This window comes from Fischerella major NIES-592, from assembly GCF_001904645.1.
In the GTDB taxonomy this organism is placed as follows: Bacteria; Cyanobacteriota; Cyanobacteriia; order Cyanobacteriales; family Nostocaceae; genus Fischerella; species Fischerella thermalis.
Genome location: NZ_MRCA01000006.1, coordinates 21,988 through 39,892, shown reverse-complemented (window position 1 = coordinate 39,892; position 17,905 = coordinate 21,988). Strand labels below are relative to the sequence as shown.

Genomic DNA, 17,905 nt, shown 5'->3' with positions numbered 1-17,905 from the left:
TATTGCCTCCCTATTTCATCCTGCCCAACGCGCACTACGTAAAATTGCTGTTTGATCTAGTAGTCGGAGATACTGTTTGTTTTGAGTATCTAGTAACCACTCTCCCCGCAAAAAAGGAGCCATAGTATCCGGTACATTTGTTGGTGCCATAAGATGCTGTGTGTCTAGCCAATGCATACCGCCAATTTCTTCTACTGCTAAGCCCACAATTGTGTCTTGCTCTTCTATGGCGATCACCGAAATTTCGGCGCGGTCTGTGTTTAATGCTGTTGCTTCTCCCAGAAATTGACCCAAATCAGCCACCCAGATGACTCGACCTCGTAAATTTAGAGTACCCAAAAGTAAAGGAGAAGCATTAGGGATTGGGGTGATTCGATCAGGACTCAGTTCGATGACTTCGCGAATACCAGTTGCTGGTAGTGCAAACTCCTGACGCGAAGGAATAAAAAACCGCAAATGTAACTCACCTTCAGGACTTTCTACTTGTAATTCAGGACGAAAGTGATCTTGTCCACTGCCTCCTAAAAAGTCCGGTTTGTTAACCATGTTCTGCTCATCCTTATCCTCGCAGTAGTTGTTTGACTGTTCCCACCAACTCAGTTGGTTGGAATGGTTTGGCTATGTAGGCGTCTGCACCTTGTTTCATCCCCCAATAACGATCAAATTCTTCTCCTTTGGAAGAACACATGACGACGGGGACATTTTGGGTTTTGGGGTCGGACTTTAGTCGGCGGCAAACTTCGTAGCCATTCATTCGGGGCATGACAATATCTAATACCACTAAATCAGGAGGAGCTATTTGAATTGCTTCCAACGCTTCTACTCCATCAGTGGCATGGGTTACTGTTAAGCCACTTGCTTTCAGGAGGTCTGTGATCATCTCCCTTTGTGCGATACTGTCTTCCACAATCAGAACTGTACTCATAAATGCCCCTATCTACCTCCTGATGTAGACGTCCCTACTGGGAACATGCCCTGACTTCCCCGTAAGCATTTACTGTATAAAATAAATCTGTTTTTCACTTTTACTAGGTAATGAGGTTTTTCTTTGGCTGGCTGGTTCTGTAGATATTATTTTTTACTCTATCTTTTATCAAATCAACAAGTGTTGTGTTTGTTTTATTACTTCACCTCTACTGTAGTTTAAATATCTCTCTACGAGTATTACTAATTCAGTATGCCCAAATGGCTTGGTTAAATAATCGGTAGCTCCCACCATTGTGGCTCTGACTCGATCAAAAAAGCCTTCCTTAGCGGTAAGCATAATAACAGGTATATTCCGAAACGCTTGGGAGTGTCGCAGCATTTCACAAATCTCGTATCCAGTCAACTCTGGCATGGCAATATCACAAAAAATTAAATCGGGTTGGAATTGAAAAACCCGAGTGAGTGCTTCTAGGGGATTAGTTATGGCGATCGCTTCATAACCTTGGGTTTGCAAAATCGTCTCTATATGTGTACAGATGCTGAGTGTATCATCAATACACAATATGCGTTGCTTGTGGTTTTCTTGTAAGCTAAGTGTTTTATCTTGTTGATTTGTTAATAATTCAGTTGTGTCTGAGTCTACTAAATGCACCCAGCCCTGTTGAACATACGGGTATATAGCTTTAGCGACAGTTACAATATTGCGATTGAGATAACGAGCTAATTGGCGTAGGGATGTTTGACCACTAGCCCAATGCTGTAGTTTATTAACTGTCACTGCTGGTAGTGAAGAGCGTAGATTGACTATATCAGTGAGTATGGGAAACTGTTCGGGAGATTGAATGTAAGGGTACAGTTGTTTCCACTGTTGCACCTGCTTCACGATTTTGCTCAGTAAAGGTGTGATTTCTAAAGTTGTTAATTGTGGTGTCAGTGCAGAACCCACTGCAAAAACGAAGCTACCCTGCTGTAAATTCAGCAGGTCAAAGAGAGTCTCCTGTACTAAGTTATGAATAATACTGCGAGCCTGGATTGGATCAATGATGTTCTGCTCTAATAGTGTCCACAAATACGCGTATTCCGGTGCATTCAAGGCTTCTAAGCAGGCTCGTTCTTTTTCTGTCACCTGTACCTTGACTTGATAATGACGTAAATAATCACTCAGGCGCAACAAACTATTATCACTATCGGTTGCATAAACAATCTCACCGTTCAGAAAAAATACGAACCAAGATAAATTCTTGCCAGTGTGATTTCTCCCAAGTTGGGGACTTTTGTGAAAGCTATGGGCTTCTACAAATAGTTGTCCAGTACGCTGCCCCAACTCTATTAATTGCAGGATACTGCGGATATCTATCTCATATAAATTTCCCTGCATTTAGTGAAAAGGCACTCCTTTTTTGGCAACTGGAAAGGGGGAGACAAGAAAGACATGGGAAACAAGGAAGAAAAATAACTACTAACCATCAACCAACAACCACCAACTACTAACCAATAAAGTTTAATATTTTTTAATATACCTAGATTAAGTGAGTGATAACACGGTAGTCATCATAACTCACAACAGTACAAAATATTGAAGAAACAACAATTTGGTTGTCTGAATAACCAGACGTGATATTTCTTGTGTATACATAAATTTTGCCTGTCTTGTTTACCTCCGACTTGGGTTAAACAAGGCAGGTTAACGTAATTATCTCATGTATAACCAAAAACAAATTTATTAAGTGCATCAAAAGGATTAAAGGTGTGCTGTATTTAGCAGAAGTACAAAAACAAAAAGGCGGTTTACTTGGTGGTGGTGGCAAAACGGAACTGAAACTTCTGGCTTGTCAACGGACAGACCAGAGTTGGAGTACTGGGTCAGAAGAAGTCATTGCAGTTGAAGAAGCCAGTAAATTAAATGATGGTGCGCTCGTACTCGTAGAATTGAATCCTCAGCGTCAAGTACAGCGAATTCAAGAAGCGGGACGACCGCTGGTAAACATTTTGCAGAATTTTTCTCGCCAATTAGAAAAATTTAAACTGAAAGAAGAAGAAATTGATCAGTGGAAAGAGTCGCTGACATTTCAAGCACAGGAACTTAACCGCCGCGAAATAGAAATGGAAACGCGCTTAGAACAACTGCAACAAATGGAGGATGAGTTTCAACGCTTAGATGCAGAAAAACAAGAAGTTGAAACTTCTCGTGCTGATATCGAAAGGTTGCAACAAGAAATAGAGCGTAACCGCCAAGAACTGGAAGGGGCTTGGGAGCATTTACGGGGTGAACAGCGTCGCCTAGAAGAACATCAAGCACAGTTGCAGCCACCGACTGTGATGGATGAAGAACAAAGTCGGGTATTACAAGAGTTACTGGATCAGCTTTCTAGTAGTGTTGCTCCGACAGAAATAGTGCGGGAAAATCTGCATCTAGCATTTGAAATGGTGGAAAAACAGCAAGCTTTGCTCAATCCCCACTGGCAACAACTAGAACAACAAAGAATATTAACTGAGGAACAACAGGCTGAAATTGAACGTTTGTCGCAACTTTTCTCGGAACGCCAAAATGAATGGCAGCAAACTCAAAATTCTCTAGAAGAACAAATAGCTCAGTTGCAGGTGAACACAACTACTCTCCATAGCAAACAGGAGTATGTTCGGATACTGAAAGAGCAACTGCAATATCAGGAACAGTTATACCAACAAATTTACTCTTTAGCTACAAATTCTAGTGATGTTATTTCCTCTCCAGAGTTTGATTTGGAAACTTTGGAAAAAATGCCTCTAGAAGAACTGCAAAAAATAGTACAAGACTTGCAAGAAAAATTAAACATAGACTCTAGCTTTGTCAACGATCAAGAACAAGAACTGAAATATAAACAAGAAGCTATAGAAGAAATCCAACAAAAAATAAATCAAGCATCGGCAAGTGAACGGAGTCAATTAGAAGCTGAACTAGCTGATGAAAAAGACCACTACCAAATGCTAAATGAAACTTTGGTAGGACAACGTCGCCATTTACTTGAGCGTCAAGCACTGCTCAAGCAGCACAAAATAGTACTACTGCGGCGACAAGGACAAACCGTCGCGAATGAAGATGAAAAATTGGATTTAAATCCGGTACTCGAACAAATCCAAAAACAACGACAACAACTGTCAGAAACCCTACAAAATCTAGAAACAGAGATTGAGCAGGTACAAGCTAGTATTAATCAGATACAAGCAGATATTGAGCACCAAACTCAAGAACAGGTGATGAAACGCGAGGAACTGCAAACAATGGAGCAAAGTTTGCTGTCTTTGCGAACAACAACTGCCCAATCCCAAGGTCAGCTAAATTTATATCAACAAGCTTTACAACCAATTCAAGATTCCTTGGATGGGTTGCGACAAAAACTACAAGGTGTTTCTGAATCTTTAGCGGAAGTTCAACAAATTGGTGATTCTCAACTCCAGGCTATTAACCAGATGCGTCAGGTTATCTTGAGTTTAATTTCTCAACCACAATTGTCAGCAATATGAAAAATTATGAATTATGGCTAATGTGAGTTAAGCCTTGACCAAAATCATGTTTTGGAAATCGACCACCTCCCCACACAGATAAACACAGATAGACACAGATGGATTATCCGTTGGCGGCTGTAATTGGGAATCAGTCAATAGTTAGCTGTTTGTAATGGATAACTTAACACTCGCGTCGTTGTGCATTATCGACTTTTATAAATTCACAATTGTTTAAGATTTAATCGTGATCCAATCACTTTCTACTATCGCTGTCGCACCACTGGGAAATGGATCAGTTTGCGATTTATTTGGTGCTGTAATTAAAGCTGTGAGTTTTTCGATTTGGTCAAATGTCGGAGCTACAGGAAGGATTTGTTGTAAAACTTGCCGCATTACACGTCTTTGTAGAGCAATTGGGGCTTTCTGTAATACACGACGATTGAGTCTGAGAAGTTGGTCGGGAGTTTCTGATGGGATAATTGTTCTTCCTACCATCGCCTCTTCTCGCAAAGCTTGGGCAGCTTTTTCTAAATACTCCACTTCCGCTTGCAGTAGTTCTGCTGTTTGAGCTAAAGCTGATTCTACTTTTGGGTTGAAATTTTCTGACAAATATGGTATAATCTCTTGACGAATCCGGTTACGGGCGTACTTTAAATCTTGATTTGTAAAATCTTCCCAGATAGGCAGTTGCAAATCTTGGCAAAATAGTCCAGTTTCTGTACGGGTAATTTCTAAAAGTGGACGCACCAGTATAATGCCATCAACAAGTGAACGTTTCCAAGTCAAAGCTTGCAGACCATCAGCACCAGCACCACGAATTAAGTTATAAAGTAATGTTTCTGCCCGATCGCTTGCTGTGTGACCTGTAACTACATATTTATAATTATGCTCCTGGGCGATCGCACTCAAAACTTGATACCGCCATTCCCGTGCAGCAGCCTCACTTTGTAGAGACGCGAGATCTCGCGTCTCTACAGTTTGCAAGTAAAAAGATATACCCCAATTTTTAGCCAAATTTTCTATGTGCTGGGCATTAGCCTGTGAGTCATTCCGCCAGCGATGATCACAGTGGGCAATACCTAACTTCCATTCCCATTTGGGTTGTAAATCTAACAATAATTTAATTAAACAAAGAGAATCTTGTCCACCAGAAACTGCAACTAGCAAATGCTCCTTACGTTCAAACAGGTGACGTGATCGGATAGTGCGATGGATTTTTGCATGTAGGGGAGTCCATGTCACCCGATTTTGGATTTGAGATTTTGGATTTTGGATTGGTTCCACAAGATTTATTTGAGGGCTTGTACCATCAAAAAAATTATCATATTTTGAATTTTGCAGCACGAATTATCCTCAAAAAAACTCTGTGTCCCTTCATTACTAACTTTGGGCCCCTGGTGCGTTTAATCAAAAATATAAAACATTAGTTATTAAACTCTTTATAATACGTAAAGTCTTTAAATTGACGATAGTTGTCTGTGTCTAATTCTTGCTGATTCTTATCTAATTTTTCCGAATCATCAGAACAAAATTCTACACATAATCTAATTTTACCTTCTCGCCACTTTTTACCAGGGATTAGAACGTGACAATCTAATCCCTCTTCAAAAAATGCTCTTAGTGAAACACCTTCACATGAGGCAGTCTTAATTTTATTTATTAGTTCAAATAATAACTGGGTGTGATTTGAATCTTCAAACAGAGGTTGACGAAAATACAAAACATCATCTTCTGGATTTAACGCTTCCCACTTATCATTCATAATCAATCTCCTAGAACTAAATTTATAGTTCCCAGGAGATTGCAGTTAATTTCAAATTATCCATCCTGAGCAAGGATGATTTACGAACTCTTTAATTTTCTAGCAGTGCGTCTTTTGCAGTTAGTGAAAAAATTTAATATCGCAACCTTCATAAAGAGGGGGTGAAGGGCGAGATTTCTAAAAGAACCAGCCATAAGAGTGTAAACCCTTACCCAACAAATTCACACCCAAATAGCAAACCCAGACAACGACAAAACCACTAGCAGCTAAAATAGCTGGGCGACGTCCTTGCCAACCACGAGTAATACGGGCGTGGAGGTATGCTGCAAATACTAACCAGGTAATTAGCGCCCAAGTTTCCTTGGGATCCCAACTCCAGTAAGAACCCCAAGCTTCGTTAGCCCAAACTGCACCAGCAATAATACCAATTGTCAGCAGAGGAAATCCGAGTCCAATGATCCGATAGCTGATGTTATCTAGGGTTTCAGCCAGGCTAAGACGTTGGGGAGAAAGAGGTTGAGAATCTTGGGTGTCGGATTTTGGACTTTGAATTGTAGGTGCTAATACGGTATCCAAAAGGGCGATTTTACCATTGTTGGTGGATTCATAACGGGCAACACCATTACCATTATTGTCTGCAATCATTGCTGATGATTGAGAAATTAATTCACCTGCTTTTTGCAAGCGGTAGCCGTTGCTGCGATAGCCACCAGTCCCGACAGAACTACCCTGGAGTTGAATCTCCTGCCCACGAGTGACAATTAAAAAAGTGATCGCCAACAATGAACCTACCATTAAAGCGGCATAACTTAACATCATGACGCTAACGTGCATCATCAACCAATTTGATTTCAATGCAGGTACTAAAGGTTCTGCTACTTGCATTTGGGATGGTAGTGTGAGGGTAGCAAAAGCAGTAATACTCATGGCAACAGGGGCGGTAACAACTCCCACCAAACGACTGCGGCTGTTGTTTTCTGCAATCAAATGGATGGTAGTGATTCCCCAAGCGAGGAAAAACAGAGATTCATACAAATTGCTGAGAGGGAAATAACCAGCCTCTAGCCATCGCGCCCCTAACATTGTGGCAATACACAAATTCGCGATCGCCATTCCTGCGGTTCCTAATGCTGGCAAGTAGGGCAAGTTGGGAAAAGCCGCCCCACTCCAATAAATCAGCATTGTGGTAAAAAGGACGGCAAAGGAAGTATTGTCTAGCCAATTTTGGAGTTGAAGCAAATTCATAAAGCGTTTTCCCCTGTGAATTTTTAGAGGTTTGGATTCTCACAGTATTGATCCTATCTGTTTCGGGGTAGTTAGTAGTTAGTTGGTTGTTGATTGTCGATGGTTGGTAGTTAGTAGTTAGTGGTTAGTCGTTTACTCCACCCTTACGGAAAGCCGCCCAAAGCCCGTCTACACACTCCTCACACTCCTCACACTCCTCACACCCCTCTACTCTCTTCCTAATACGTGAATTTTGAATTGTTTTCTCCCCACCTCCCCACACTCCCCGCGCATCGTAGAATAAATATCACATTTGCCCTAACTTTTTGGAGAGTCAAGCCATGCCACTAGCAGTTGGAGTTATAGAAACTTTAGGTTTTCCCCCTGTATTAGCAGCAGCAGACGCAATGGTCAAAACTGCTGAAGTTACCCTTGTATACTACGGTTTAGCAGAAAGCGCTCGTTTTTTAGTCGCTGTGCGAGGACAGGTTGCTGAAGTCAAAAGAGCAGTTGCGGCAGGTATAGAAGCCTGCAACCAAGCTCATGGTGATGGCGGTCAACTGATCACCCATTATATTGTTCCCAACCCACCAGAGAATGTAGAATCTGTTCTACCTATACATTTCACTAAAAAATCAGAGCCATTTCGCATTTTCTAAATTTGGTTGTCAAATCATCTTGTGTACTTGCTTCCGGGAATAATAAAGATGATAGATTTAACTCTATAAAATATGTAGCAACCTTCGTACAATTAATTGGTAGCGCCACATAACTTTTACTGATATAGGAGACAACCAATGCCACTACAGGCAGTTGGATCAATTGAAACTAAGGGTTTTCCTGCCGTACTAGCTGCGGCAGATGCGATGGTGAAAGCAGGTCGAGTCACCCTCGTAGGGTATATAAGAGCTGGTAGCGCTCGCTTCACTGTGAACGTGCGAGGTGATATACAAGAGGTAAAAACGGCTGTTGCAGCAGGTGTAGAAGCTGTAGAGAATGTTTACGGTGGTGTCCTAGAAACCTGGGTCATTATTCCTCGCCCCCACGAAAACGTGGAAGCTGTTTTGCCAATTGGCTATACAGAAGAAGTCGAACAGTATAGGCAGGCTGTGGAAAATCCAATTGTATCTAGACCTAATAATCGTTAATCAGTGCCGAAGCCAGTAGTGCAGTAAATACAAAGCGCTTATCACAGGTCAGCGCAAAGGCAAATACTTCTTCGCACTTCTATAATTTATCCTCAGAAAGCGGTTCTCCGCTCTGAGGGTCTTTGCTAGTTCATCAACTTTTTGTCCATTTTGACAGTTTGTTGATTTTTACAACAAATGACAGATTGTTTGACAGTTCAGCACCTAGAATCAAGACTCTACAATTCAAGATTCTATAAATTTTGGTTTTACTGTTGACCAAATGTATAGTTTATGAATATCCTTCTCTATCTTCGCTACAAAAGTTCAAAGTTTTTATAAAGACATTCAGTGATTTTAAGTTTTGCCCCCTCAATTAAAAGTACCCTAGAGAGTACTGTAAAACTTTTTGTCACTTTTTCAGAATAATCTTGTATCTTGAGTGATTAACAAAAGCTGCTTTGGCTATATCTGTGTAATTGTACTGAATTATGGTTACTAAAAATACATTAACTTACGGGTTTTTGGTAAAGTAAAATTTCTAATACTCAGAAACACTAGGGCATACTTCACAGAAGTGAAACTAAAAGCGTGGAAACGACGTCTAGAAGTTGAGAGCAATTTCATAGTCTGACAATGGTAAAAAAGGCTAAATATCAACCTTTGATAATTTTTTATCTGTCTGAGTAGAAGAACTAATTTAGTTTACAAAATTAAATATTTGGTTTAATTGGGGAAATTGCTCAAAAAAACATGATTTTCGGGAAGATGAACATGAAAATATCATGAGAAAGCAGAAGTAACTGCATAAAACCCGTGAGTCAAAACGTAATAAAAGTAGAATCACGTAGATGTTCCACCAGGACATCATGCAATTGGGAGCAACTGCCAGTCAAAAACTTGAGTGAGGTGAAAAATGGAGGTTGTGATGCAGCAAACTTTAAAACAGGGTTTCGAGGAGCGCAATCTCACTATGGCTTCTGAGGCGGATAAGGTGGCACAGTTCTGGCACAAGCGGCTAGAAAATGAGTGTCCAGGACAAACCATAGCGAATAAAGAAAGTATCGTTCGCTGGCTGCTAGGCAGCAATCAAGAGCGATTTGAAGATCCAAAACAATTAGATATTGCTAAGCAAGCGATGGAATATCGCTGGAAGATTTTGAATCAACGCTACTTAGGCAAATCAAGAGAAGCTGCTTATAAAAATTTACTGGCTCGCTTGGGCAGTCTAGTAACATTACGAAATAGAATTCAGACATGGGTTGCTCTAAGTCGCGATCGCCAACGTTCAGTTTTGGATGTCTTACAAGAAGTCATTCAAGAATTGTTGCAAAGCGACAACTATATGCAGCAACAAATGGCTTTGATTTCGGAATTTACCACCGATCCCCGTTTACGGAACGCGCTGCTGTTTGCCAGTGTAGAAGAATATTGCTTACGGCCAGTACGCAATCAACCCCTGCTAGTTTACAGATTTGTAAATTATTTACGTCGTACCCAACGTGGTGGCTTAACTCAAGTACCTGGTAGCGACATGGTAAGGCTAGTCTCAGAAGAGATCCTTAGCGACGATAGCGATAATCGAGTCAACTTAGTAGACACCCAAGCGATCGCCGAATATCAACAAGCCCAAGAACAAGAAGAACAACAGACACTGCGACAATCAGTCAAGGATGAATTTGAAAATTACTTACTAGAAAATCTCGGACAAGAAGCAGTAGATTGGTTGCGGTTGTACTTACAAGGTCAATCCCAAGATGCGATCGCCAAAAAATTAGGCAAGCCGATCAATGTCATTTATAGACTGCGAGAAAAAGTTAGCTACCATGCTGTGCGTGTTTTCGCCCTCAAAGACAAACCAGAACTGGTTGAATCTTGGCTACAAACATCATTGAAAGAGCATAATCTGGGGCTGACACCAAGTCAACTTCAGCAATTGCATGAAAAATTGACCCCAACTCAAAGACAAGTTCTAGAACTACGACGAGCAGGCAACAGTATAGAAGAAGTAGCCCAAAAATTAAAACTCAAAACCCAGCAAGCAATGGGTGAATGGACTAAAGTCTACCTGAGCGCCCAGACTTTGAGAAGCGAAGAGTAGGGGAGTAGGGTATGCAGTATTTTTGGTTGTTACTTGCACCACAACGAAATTTCCTATGAGCAACTACAAAACAGGAGGGTTAGTTGCTCCTAACACAAGTAACAAACAACTAGCAACTGCTAGCTATTTACGACGTTAAATTCAAAATTAAGCATTTGCTTATTTTGTAGTTAATTTAACTTTTATTTATCTAAACGTCATGATTTGTTTACTACCAAAAAAATTCTGGGCAGAATAGGATATATAGAAATATCAAGTAATCTAAGTCTATGTTGTCTTCAAAGGACAAAGCAATTGATACCGAAGCTAGCAATCAGCAAGAAGTGCCATCTGACACACACATATTATGGGAGCAAGGAATAGAACGCGAGCAAGTATTCCAGCTGATTGAAAGCTTTCTATCCTTTGAAGCCTGCCTTTATCATCAAGTTGTACCACTAAAAATGGAAGACAACAGCTTGTTATTGGGCATGGTCAATCAAGAAGATAGTGCAGCGTTAGATTACGTTCGTCGTATATTGTCTTACATAAAATGTACATTAGTATCTGAACCGATTACAGGCGATATCCACCGTAAAATACTTTCAGCCTACCTAAACTACAAAAATACATCCCCCTCAGCGACTCAACAAGACTCTAATCACCAACCAACAAACTCAACTCCGAATCAAACTGAAAACACCGTCCTCCAATTAGATGCTTCTGCTAACCCACAGCCAGAAACTGTAAGTCAAAATACTCCTCACTCTCATCCCATGGTTGTTACCAATCCCAACACCACAGAAGCAAAACAAACAGAACCAGGGAATCATAATGTTAGCTTAGCAACTACAGGCAACTTACCTGTATTATCAGTTCCAGTAGCAACAGAATTCTCTCCTGTAGAGATACTGTTAACCTTACCACCAAAAAAATTACTAGAAGAATTATTAGGTAGGGTTTTAGCAGGGGGAATCGGTCGGCTGTACTTAGAAAGACTCCCTTACACAGGCAGAATTCTATGGAGTGAAAATGGAGTTTTGCAATCTGTATTAGAGAAAGTACCTTTATCGGTGTTTCAGGGAGTAATGAATGAATTAAAACGATTTGGTTCTCTGCCTGTAATCACACTTGCAGAACCCAAACAAGTTGAAAGAGAATGCCTGTATCAACAAGACCGTTTGTTATTGCGCTTGCGAGTCATGCCAGGCATGTACGGTGAAGAGGCAACCCTTCAGGTACTGCGAGGAGCAGCGTTAAAGTTTTATCAACAACAACAGTTAACACGCCTTAGTCGTGATGCTTTAGGCATTTCCCAGCAACTCAGCTATAAATTGCATGAATTACAAGAGAGACTTTTAGTTAACCGCAACGTTAACTCTAGTCAGCTAGAAACTTTCAATGCCCTCAACAACCTGTTACAAAATTTAGATCAGCATATAAAAAGACTTACAATTGAAACCTCTGAACCACCCACAAAATGAATTTTGGTCAATTGTCAATTGTTAGTAGTTAGTGGTTAGTGGTTGATTGTTGGTTGTTGCTTATTAGTGGTTATTTGTTAGTAGTTAGTGGTTAATGGTTATTCCTACACTCCCCATCTCCCTATCTCCCCACTGCCCCTAATCCCCACCAGGAGCCGGTGAGTTCCCCATTGCCCCATCCCCCACCTCTCCTTTTAGGTAAAACCGCTGATTTCGATCACATAATCTTTGTGCTGTAATAAAACTCTAGATCGATTAACTAGATAGTTGCGGTTATAGATCTATTTTGTACACAGTAAAATTACGGTTGAAAAGCTTATGAAGTGTGAAGGGTGAAGTGTGAGGTGTGAAAGATGAAGTATTAATTTTAATCCTTCTGCCACGCCACGTGCTTTACGCCGGGAAACCCGTCCACCGCAGTGGCTCCTCTGCCTTCCGCCTCCTTATACTAACAACAATTATTCTTGCATTTCATGCATACAGAGGTTTTTAGTGAACTTTTCCCTTTAATGAGTACAGCCAATCCACAAACTCTGGAATGGTTGCTTTCGGTTGCTGTTGAACACGAATACCCAGCCGGACGAGCTGTTTTGATGGAAGATGCCTGGGGTAATGCAGTTTACTTTGTAGTTTCTGGTTGGGTAAAAGTCCGACGCACTATAGGGGAAGATTCTGTTGCTTTGGCAATTTTAGGTAGAGGCGATTTTTTTGGAGAAATGGCAATTTTGGATGAATCTCCTCGCTCAACCGATGTAATTGCTCTTTCAACAGTAAAATTACTGAGTATCTCTAGAGAAAGATTTATTCATATATTATTTAAAGACCCGCAGTTACACCACCGAATGCTGCAATTAATGGTGCGGCGACTGCGACACGCGAACGTACGCTTGCAAATGCGCTCTGCTCCGCCAGCGGTTAAACTAGCTCACACTCTTGTCAGCTTGGGCGAAAGCTATAGTGAAGAATCAAGCAAAGGCAGAGAAATTTTTAACATCTCTTTCAAAGATCTAGCAGATGTTACAGAAATTGGGGTTGAAGAAACCACTAAAATTATGGAAAAATTAGACGAAAAAGGTTGGATAAAAATTGACAATACTAATCAAGTGGTTCATCTCGTCAACTTTCGCCAATTGATGAACTTGGCTGGCAAAGTTTAATACTTTCAGATCATTCTGACTGTTTGTTCATACAAGAGTTATGAGTTAGGAGTTATGAGTTAAATTAATCTTTTGACTCATTATTCCGTAATGTTTACTCTTAAGTTCAGATGAATGAAACAATAGCACCTTGTACCGATACGCGCCTTCAAAAAAAATTACCAACCATTCATTACCAAGTGGCAATGCCTCAACCAGAAAACCATCTGTTTGAGGTGACCTTACACCTTGTGGGCTACCCTTTTTCCATTCTTGATTTAAAATTACCAGTTTGGACTCCTGGTTCCTACTTAGTGCGGGAGTATGCTAAGCATCTACAGGGATTTACTGCTTTCAGCAATAATAAACCCTTAAATTGGCGAAAAATTAGTAAAAATCATTGGCAGGTAGAAACAAACGATGTATCAGAAGTTACTATAAAATACCGCATTTTTGCTAATGAACTTACCGTACGGACAAATCATTTAGATTCTACGCACGGTTATTTTAATGGTGCGGCGCTGTTTTTTAGACTACCAAAATTTGACAAGCAACCAATTTTTGTGACTATTGTGACACCACGGTCAGAATGGCGGGTAACTACAGCACTACCACCTGTCCCGGGACAAGCCAACACTTTTTGTGCTTTGGATTTCGACACCCTTGTAGATAGTCCTTTTGAGATTGGTTCTCATCAGCTCTATCACTTTCAGGTACTAGATAAACCCCACGAACTAGCTATCTGGGGACGTGGTAATTGCCAAGTGCAGCAGATGATTGCTGATATCAGCAAAATTATTGAAGTCGAAGCACAAATGTTTGGTGGCTTGCCTTATGAAAGATATGTGTTTCTGGTGCATTTATTCGCCCAAGCTTATGGGGGTTTAGAGCATAAAAACAGTTGCTCGTTGATTTATCAGCGGTTTGGATTTCGCGATCGCGAAAAATATGATCGCTTCATGCAATTGGTAGCCCATGAATTTTTCCATTTGTGGAATGTCAAGCGCATTCGTCCTAAGGAACTGGAAGTTTTTGATTACGACCAAGAAAACTATACCTCTTGTTTGTGGTTCTGTGAGGGAACAACTAGTTACTACGATTTACTAATTCCTTTACGGGCTGGCATTTACGATGTCAAATCATTTTTGAATAATTGGGGTAAAGAAATTACCAGGTATCTGACAACTCCAGGGCGAAAAGTGCAACCCCTGTCTGAATCTAGTTTTGATGCTTGGATTAAACTGTACCGTCAGGATGCCAACAGTGGTAATTCTCAAATATCCTATTATTTGAAAGGAGAAATGGTATCGTTATTGCTAGATTTGCTGATTCGTTCTCGGCATAACAACAAGCGATCGCTTGATGATGTCATGCTGCAAATGTGGCACAAATTTGGCAAAAACGAAATTGGTTATACTTCAGAACAGTTGCAAGAAGTAATAGCATCTGTAGCAGGAGTCGATTTATCTGATTTCTTTCAACGCTACATAGATGGTACTGAAGAATTACCTTTCAATCAGTACCTAGAACCTTTTGGCTTGCAATTGGTAGCACAGACAGAAACAGAACCTTACTTAGGTGTGAGAGTAGGTAGCGAAAATGGACGGGACATAATTAAATTCGTCGAAGCCGACTCCCCAGCCCAATTGGCTGGGATTGATCCTGGTGATGAACTGTTGGCAATCGATGGGATCAAGGTGACAGCAAATCAATTAAGCGATCGCCTGAAAGATTACCAACCCCAAGACATTATCCAAATTGCGGTTTTCCATCAAGATGAACTTCGCATTTACCCTGTCACCTTGGCTTCTCCACCTGCAAGCAAATACCACGTGCAACCTGTAGTTAATCCCTCTGCCACACAGAAACAGAACTTTGACAGGTGGTTGGATGCATCCCTGGCGAATCTGGGGTAGGCTTAGTCGTACTTGTATCGTAGTTGTGTGGGCATTTATTTGTCCACCATCCCACACAACCTGCTCCTTGTCTTTGCGTCAGATATATAAAACTCATAGTAAAACTGCATCATTCCCCACAGCCTCCTTCACTCCTTCGTCCCAAAGAATTTCTGTTGCTTTTTGAGCAGAAAGCGGACGGTAAAAGAGGAAGCCTTGAACATCCTCGCAGTTGATAGATTTTAAAAATTCCAGTTCTTCTTGCTTTTCTACTCCTTCAGCAGTCAGCCTCAACCCCAAACTTCTCCCCAAGCCAACAATCGCCTTGACGATGTGAGCCACTTTCACATCCTTCGTCAAATCACGAACGAAGGAACCATCTATTTTTAAATTGTGGAGTGGTAATAGCTGTAGACGTGATAGAGAAGAATGACCCGTGCCAAAATCATCAATAGAAAGGTGAACTCCCATCTCCTCTAACTGTTGCAACACAGTTCTGGTAAATTCCAAATCTTCAATAGCAGTTGTTTCTGTAATTTCTAATTCCAAGAAACGTGCTTTTAAACCCGTCTCATCCAAAATCTTAGCCACTGTCTCCACCAGTCCTGGTTGGCGGAATTGCTTGAGAGAAAGATTGACAGCCATAGTAATAGCAGGTAATCCTTCATCCTGCCAAGTCTTATTCTGCCTACAAGCTGTCCGCAACACCCATTCTCCAATAGGGATAATTAATCCGCTTTCCTCTGCCAAGGGAATAAATTTACTGGGAGCTACTAATCCCATATCTGGATGTTCCCAACGCAGCAGTGCTTCCATACCAGTAATTTTTCCTGTGTCAATATTTACCCGGGGTTGGTAGTGAACTATAAACTCTCCTCGTTCTAAGGCATGGCGCAAGCTCCTTTCTAAAGTCAATATTTCAGGAGTTTTGGAACTGATAGAAGTTGTATAAAATTGAAAATTATTCCTACCCTCGTCTTTGGCATGATACAAAGCCACATCTGCATGTTGGATCAGAGTTTCAACATCAGGACTATGCTCGTCAAACAGAGCAATGCCAAGGCTAGCACTGACATAAAGTTCATGTCCCTCTATATGAAAAGCTTTTTCTAGTTCTTGCAGGATTCTTTGGGCTACCTGGGCGACCTCTTCCACATAATTAACTTGGGGCAAGAGGATGATGAATTCATCGCCTCCCCAACGGGCAACAACATCACCAGCTCTAAGGGATTCCCGTAATCTTTGGGCAACACTTTGTAGCAATTGATCACCAAGCGTATGTCCCAGAGTATCATTAATCGTTTTGAATCGATCTAAATCTAGAAACATTACAGCTAAACTCTCTTCTCTACGAGCCGCATTCGGTAATGTTCTCGTCAATTGCTCTTTAAATAACAGGCGATTAGGTAATCCCGTTAGCAAATCGTGGAGAGCCTGGTAACGGATCATTTCCTCCACCTGTTGTCGCCGTCGAGCGCCACTGATACTAGCAGCCATTGTCAAGAGAGTAGATTCTTCGTGCCTCGACCACTGGCGCTGCTTACAACAATCTGCTAAACCAAGGACACCCCAGAAATTTTCGTCTAGACGCAAAGGCACAAGTAATAGGGATAAAATGCCCTCACGATGGAGAATTTCTTGGTCAATAGCGCTTAATTCTTGAGTCAAACTCTGAATAGATTTTCCTTGAGAGAGGGCAGTATACCAATGGCCTAACCCAGAGACTTGATAGGATTGACTTTGCCTACTACCTTCGGGCAGAACAGAATCGCTTCTCCATTCAAATCGGAGCGTCATTACCATTTCTGCGGTGACAGGGTGAGGATGGTTCTCAAACAAATAAACTCGATCTACTTGAGCAGCTTCACCCAGAACTGCTAATGCTTTATCAATGGCTTTTTCATAGTTCATTTCTGTGAGTAAAGAATTAGTGGCTTCTGCTACTGCTTGGAGTAGGCGATCGCGCTGGCGTAATTCAATCTCAGCCTGCTTTTGCTCTGTAATATCCCTGACAATAAAAGTTCTAATTAAATCGCTTTCTGGAAGATAGTGAACCGATTGTTCAAATACTTCTTCCCCAATTTCTACTTCTCGAATAAAAGAATTCCCTTGGCGATTTTGAACAGCACTAGCAAGTCCTGCCAAAATTGTGTGCTGTACACCTAATTTTCTAATGTCGGGAAATTTCAAAGCCGCAGCAGGATTAAGATAAGTTACTGTTCCTTCTATATCGACTTCAATAATTGGATTAGGAATCAATTCAGGGAAAGAAGCCAACCGAGCAAGGGCAACTTCACTAGCACCGTCGACACCATCTGTAGGGACAATGAGAGTTTCAAAGGGATTAACAGGACTCGCTTGTTCCGATAGGAAGCCAGATATATCTTCAGCAACACAAGATTCCGAAAAAGCTTGCTCTGATAAATTTGAGATCGCATAGTATTTGGCTTTCACTTGATTATTGCCAAATTCAATCACATCTCCATGCTTGAGATCATGAGAGAAGCATTTCATACCATTCACAAATAGCCCGTTTGTACTCCTTTTGCCTTTAAAACTGCCATCAATAATCCGAAAGCCATACTGCTCTATCTCTGGCAGAGTTACCCGTAATAAAATGGCGTGCTGTCTAGAGACAGATCGAGAACGAAGAACGATCGCATTTCTGACATCCCGTCCCAGAGAATATGTAGCCTCTTTCAAGGGAATAGTTCGCCGTCCTTGCAAGTCTCGGAGAACTAACAGGTGGCGTATTTTTTCCCGCTCATTTCCTGGCATGACTCC

14 protein-coding genes are annotated in these 17,905 nt (G+C 41.1%); 7 read left to right on the top strand and 7 right to left on the bottom strand.

The features are described 5' to 3' along the window. Positions 1-15: 15 nt before the first annotated feature. The 3 genes from NIES592_RS12735 to NIES592_RS12725 all read right to left on the bottom strand — a co-directional run bounded on the left by NIES592_RS12735 (position 16) and on the right by NIES592_RS12725 (position 2,305). Entirely contained in the window at positions 16-546 is a 531-nt protein-coding gene (locus tag NIES592_RS12735) for a chemotaxis protein CheW (RefSeq protein WP_062247417.1), read from the bottom strand. 13 nt (positions 547-559) lie between these two features. Next, positions 560-925, bottom strand: coding sequence for a response regulator transcription factor (locus tag NIES592_RS12730; RefSeq protein ID WP_009454479.1), 366 nt, complete (start codon positions 923-925; stop codon positions 560-562). A gap of 168 nt (positions 926-1,093) precedes the next feature. Beyond that, the gene (locus tag NIES592_RS12725; protein WP_073555934.1) at positions 1,094-2,305 is read right to left on the bottom strand and encodes a response regulator; all 1,212 of its coding nucleotides are present in this window, start codon (positions 2,303-2,305) and stop codon (positions 1,094-1,096) included. Positions 2,306-2,676: 371 nt separating this feature from the next. On the opposite strand from NIES592_RS12725, the gene hmpF reads away from it, so the two are divergent. Next, entirely contained in the window at positions 2,677-4,431 is a 1,755-nt protein-coding gene (gene hmpF, locus NIES592_RS12720; RefSeq protein WP_073555933.1) for a pilus motility taxis protein HmpF, read from the top strand. Positions 4,432-4,644: 213 nt separating this feature from the next. Here the strand turns inward: hmpF and tilS are convergent, their stop codons facing one another. From tilS to ccsB, 3 genes are all read right to left on the bottom strand, one after another. Then, the gene (gene tilS, locus NIES592_RS12715) at positions 4,645-5,655 is read right to left on the bottom strand and encodes a tRNA lysidine(34) synthetase TilS (protein WP_073555932.1); all 1,011 of its coding nucleotides are present in this window, start codon (positions 5,653-5,655) and stop codon (positions 4,645-4,647) included. 181 nt (positions 5,656-5,836) lie between these two features. Beyond that, on the bottom strand, positions 5,837-6,175 hold the full coding sequence (locus NIES592_RS12705; RefSeq protein ID WP_062247421.1) for a KGK domain-containing protein: 339 nt from the start codon (positions 6,173-6,175) through the stop codon (positions 5,837-5,839). A gap of 177 nt (positions 6,176-6,352) precedes the next feature. Then, a complete protein-coding gene (gene ccsB, locus NIES592_RS12700) occupies positions 6,353-7,420 on the bottom strand; it encodes a c-type cytochrome biogenesis protein CcsB (RefSeq protein ID WP_073555931.1) in 1,068 nt (355 codons plus the stop codon). 320 nt (positions 7,421-7,740) lie between these two features. Here ccsB and NIES592_RS12695 point away from each other — a divergent pair, with 320 nt between their 5' ends. From NIES592_RS12695 to NIES592_RS12670, 6 genes are all read left to right on the top strand, one after another. Next, positions 7,741-8,058 carry a carbon dioxide-concentrating mechanism protein CcmK gene (locus tag NIES592_RS12695; protein ID WP_073555930.1) on the top strand — a complete coding sequence of 106 codons (318 nt, stop codon included), beginning with the start codon at positions 7,741-7,743 and terminating at the stop codon, positions 8,056-8,058. Positions 8,059-8,196: 138 nt separating this feature from the next. Beyond that, a complete protein-coding gene (locus tag NIES592_RS12690) occupies positions 8,197-8,547 on the top strand; it encodes a carbon dioxide-concentrating mechanism protein CcmK (protein ID WP_062247423.1) in 351 nt (116 codons plus the stop codon). An 895-nt stretch (positions 8,548-9,442) separates the two neighbouring features. After that, positions 9,443-10,627, top strand: coding sequence for a HetZ-related protein 2 (locus NIES592_RS12685; RefSeq protein WP_073555929.1), 1,185 nt, complete (start codon positions 9,443-9,445; stop codon positions 10,625-10,627). Between the two features lie 269 nt (positions 10,628-10,896). Next, complete coding sequence (locus NIES592_RS12680; protein WP_073555928.1) at positions 10,897-12,090, top strand: pilus assembly protein PilB; 1,194 nt, start codon at positions 10,897-10,899, stop codon at positions 12,088-12,090. A gap of 473 nt (positions 12,091-12,563) precedes the next feature. Next, positions 12,564-13,247 carry a Crp/Fnr family transcriptional regulator gene (locus NIES592_RS12675; protein WP_062247428.1) on the top strand — a complete coding sequence of 228 codons (684 nt, stop codon included), beginning with the start codon at positions 12,564-12,566 and terminating at the stop codon, positions 13,245-13,247. 110 nt (positions 13,248-13,357) lie between these two features. Then, the gene (locus NIES592_RS12670; protein ID WP_073555927.1) at positions 13,358-15,142 is read left to right on the top strand and encodes a M61 family metallopeptidase; all 1,785 of its coding nucleotides are present in this window, start codon (positions 13,358-13,360) and stop codon (positions 15,140-15,142) included. 93 nt (positions 15,143-15,235) lie between these two features. Here NIES592_RS12670 and NIES592_RS12665 read toward each other — a convergent pair whose 3' ends face one another. Further along, a complete protein-coding gene (locus NIES592_RS12665; protein ID WP_073555926.1) occupies positions 15,236-17,899 on the bottom strand; it encodes an EAL domain-containing protein in 2,664 nt (887 codons plus the stop codon). Between the last annotated feature and the right edge of the window lie 6 nt (positions 17,900-17,905).

Excerpts from the sequence above, each read along its gene's own strand:
- NIES592_RS12735 (WP_062247417.1), bottom strand. The coding sequence starts at position 546 with ATGGTTAACAAACCGGACTTTTTAGGAGGCAGTGGACAAGATCACTTT.
- NIES592_RS12730 (WP_009454479.1), bottom strand. The coding sequence starts at position 925 with ATGAGTACAGTTCTGATTGTGGAAGACAGTATCGCACAAAGGGAGATG.
- NIES592_RS12725 (WP_073555934.1), bottom strand. The coding sequence starts at position 2,305 with ATGCAGGGAAATTTATATGAGATAGATATCCGCAGTATCCTGCAATTA.
- NIES592_RS12705 (WP_062247421.1), bottom strand. The coding sequence starts at position 6,175 with ATGAATGATAAGTGGGAAGCGTTAAATCCAGAAGATGATGTTTTGTAT.
- ccsB (WP_073555931.1), bottom strand. The coding sequence starts at position 7,420 with ATGAATTTGCTTCAACTCCAAAATTGGCTAGACAATACTTCCTTTGCC.
- NIES592_RS12695 (WP_073555930.1), top strand. The coding sequence starts at position 7,741 with ATGCCACTAGCAGTTGGAGTTATAGAAACTTTAGGTTTTCCCCCTGTA.
- NIES592_RS12690 (WP_062247423.1), top strand. The coding sequence starts at position 8,197 with ATGCCACTACAGGCAGTTGGATCAATTGAAACTAAGGGTTTTCCTGCC.
- NIES592_RS12685 (WP_073555929.1), top strand. The coding sequence starts at position 9,443 with ATGGAGGTTGTGATGCAGCAAACTTTAAAACAGGGTTTCGAGGAGCGC.
- NIES592_RS12680 (WP_073555928.1), top strand. The coding sequence starts at position 10,897 with ATGTTGTCTTCAAAGGACAAAGCAATTGATACCGAAGCTAGCAATCAG.
- NIES592_RS12675 (WP_062247428.1), top strand. The coding sequence starts at position 12,564 with ATGCATACAGAGGTTTTTAGTGAACTTTTCCCTTTAATGAGTACAGCC.
- NIES592_RS12670 (WP_073555927.1), top strand. The coding sequence starts at position 13,358 with ATGAATGAAACAATAGCACCTTGTACCGATACGCGCCTTCAAAAAAAA.
- NIES592_RS12665 (WP_073555926.1), bottom strand. The coding sequence starts at position 17,899 with ATGCCAGGAAATGAGCGGGAAAAAATACGCCACCTGTTAGTTCTCCGA.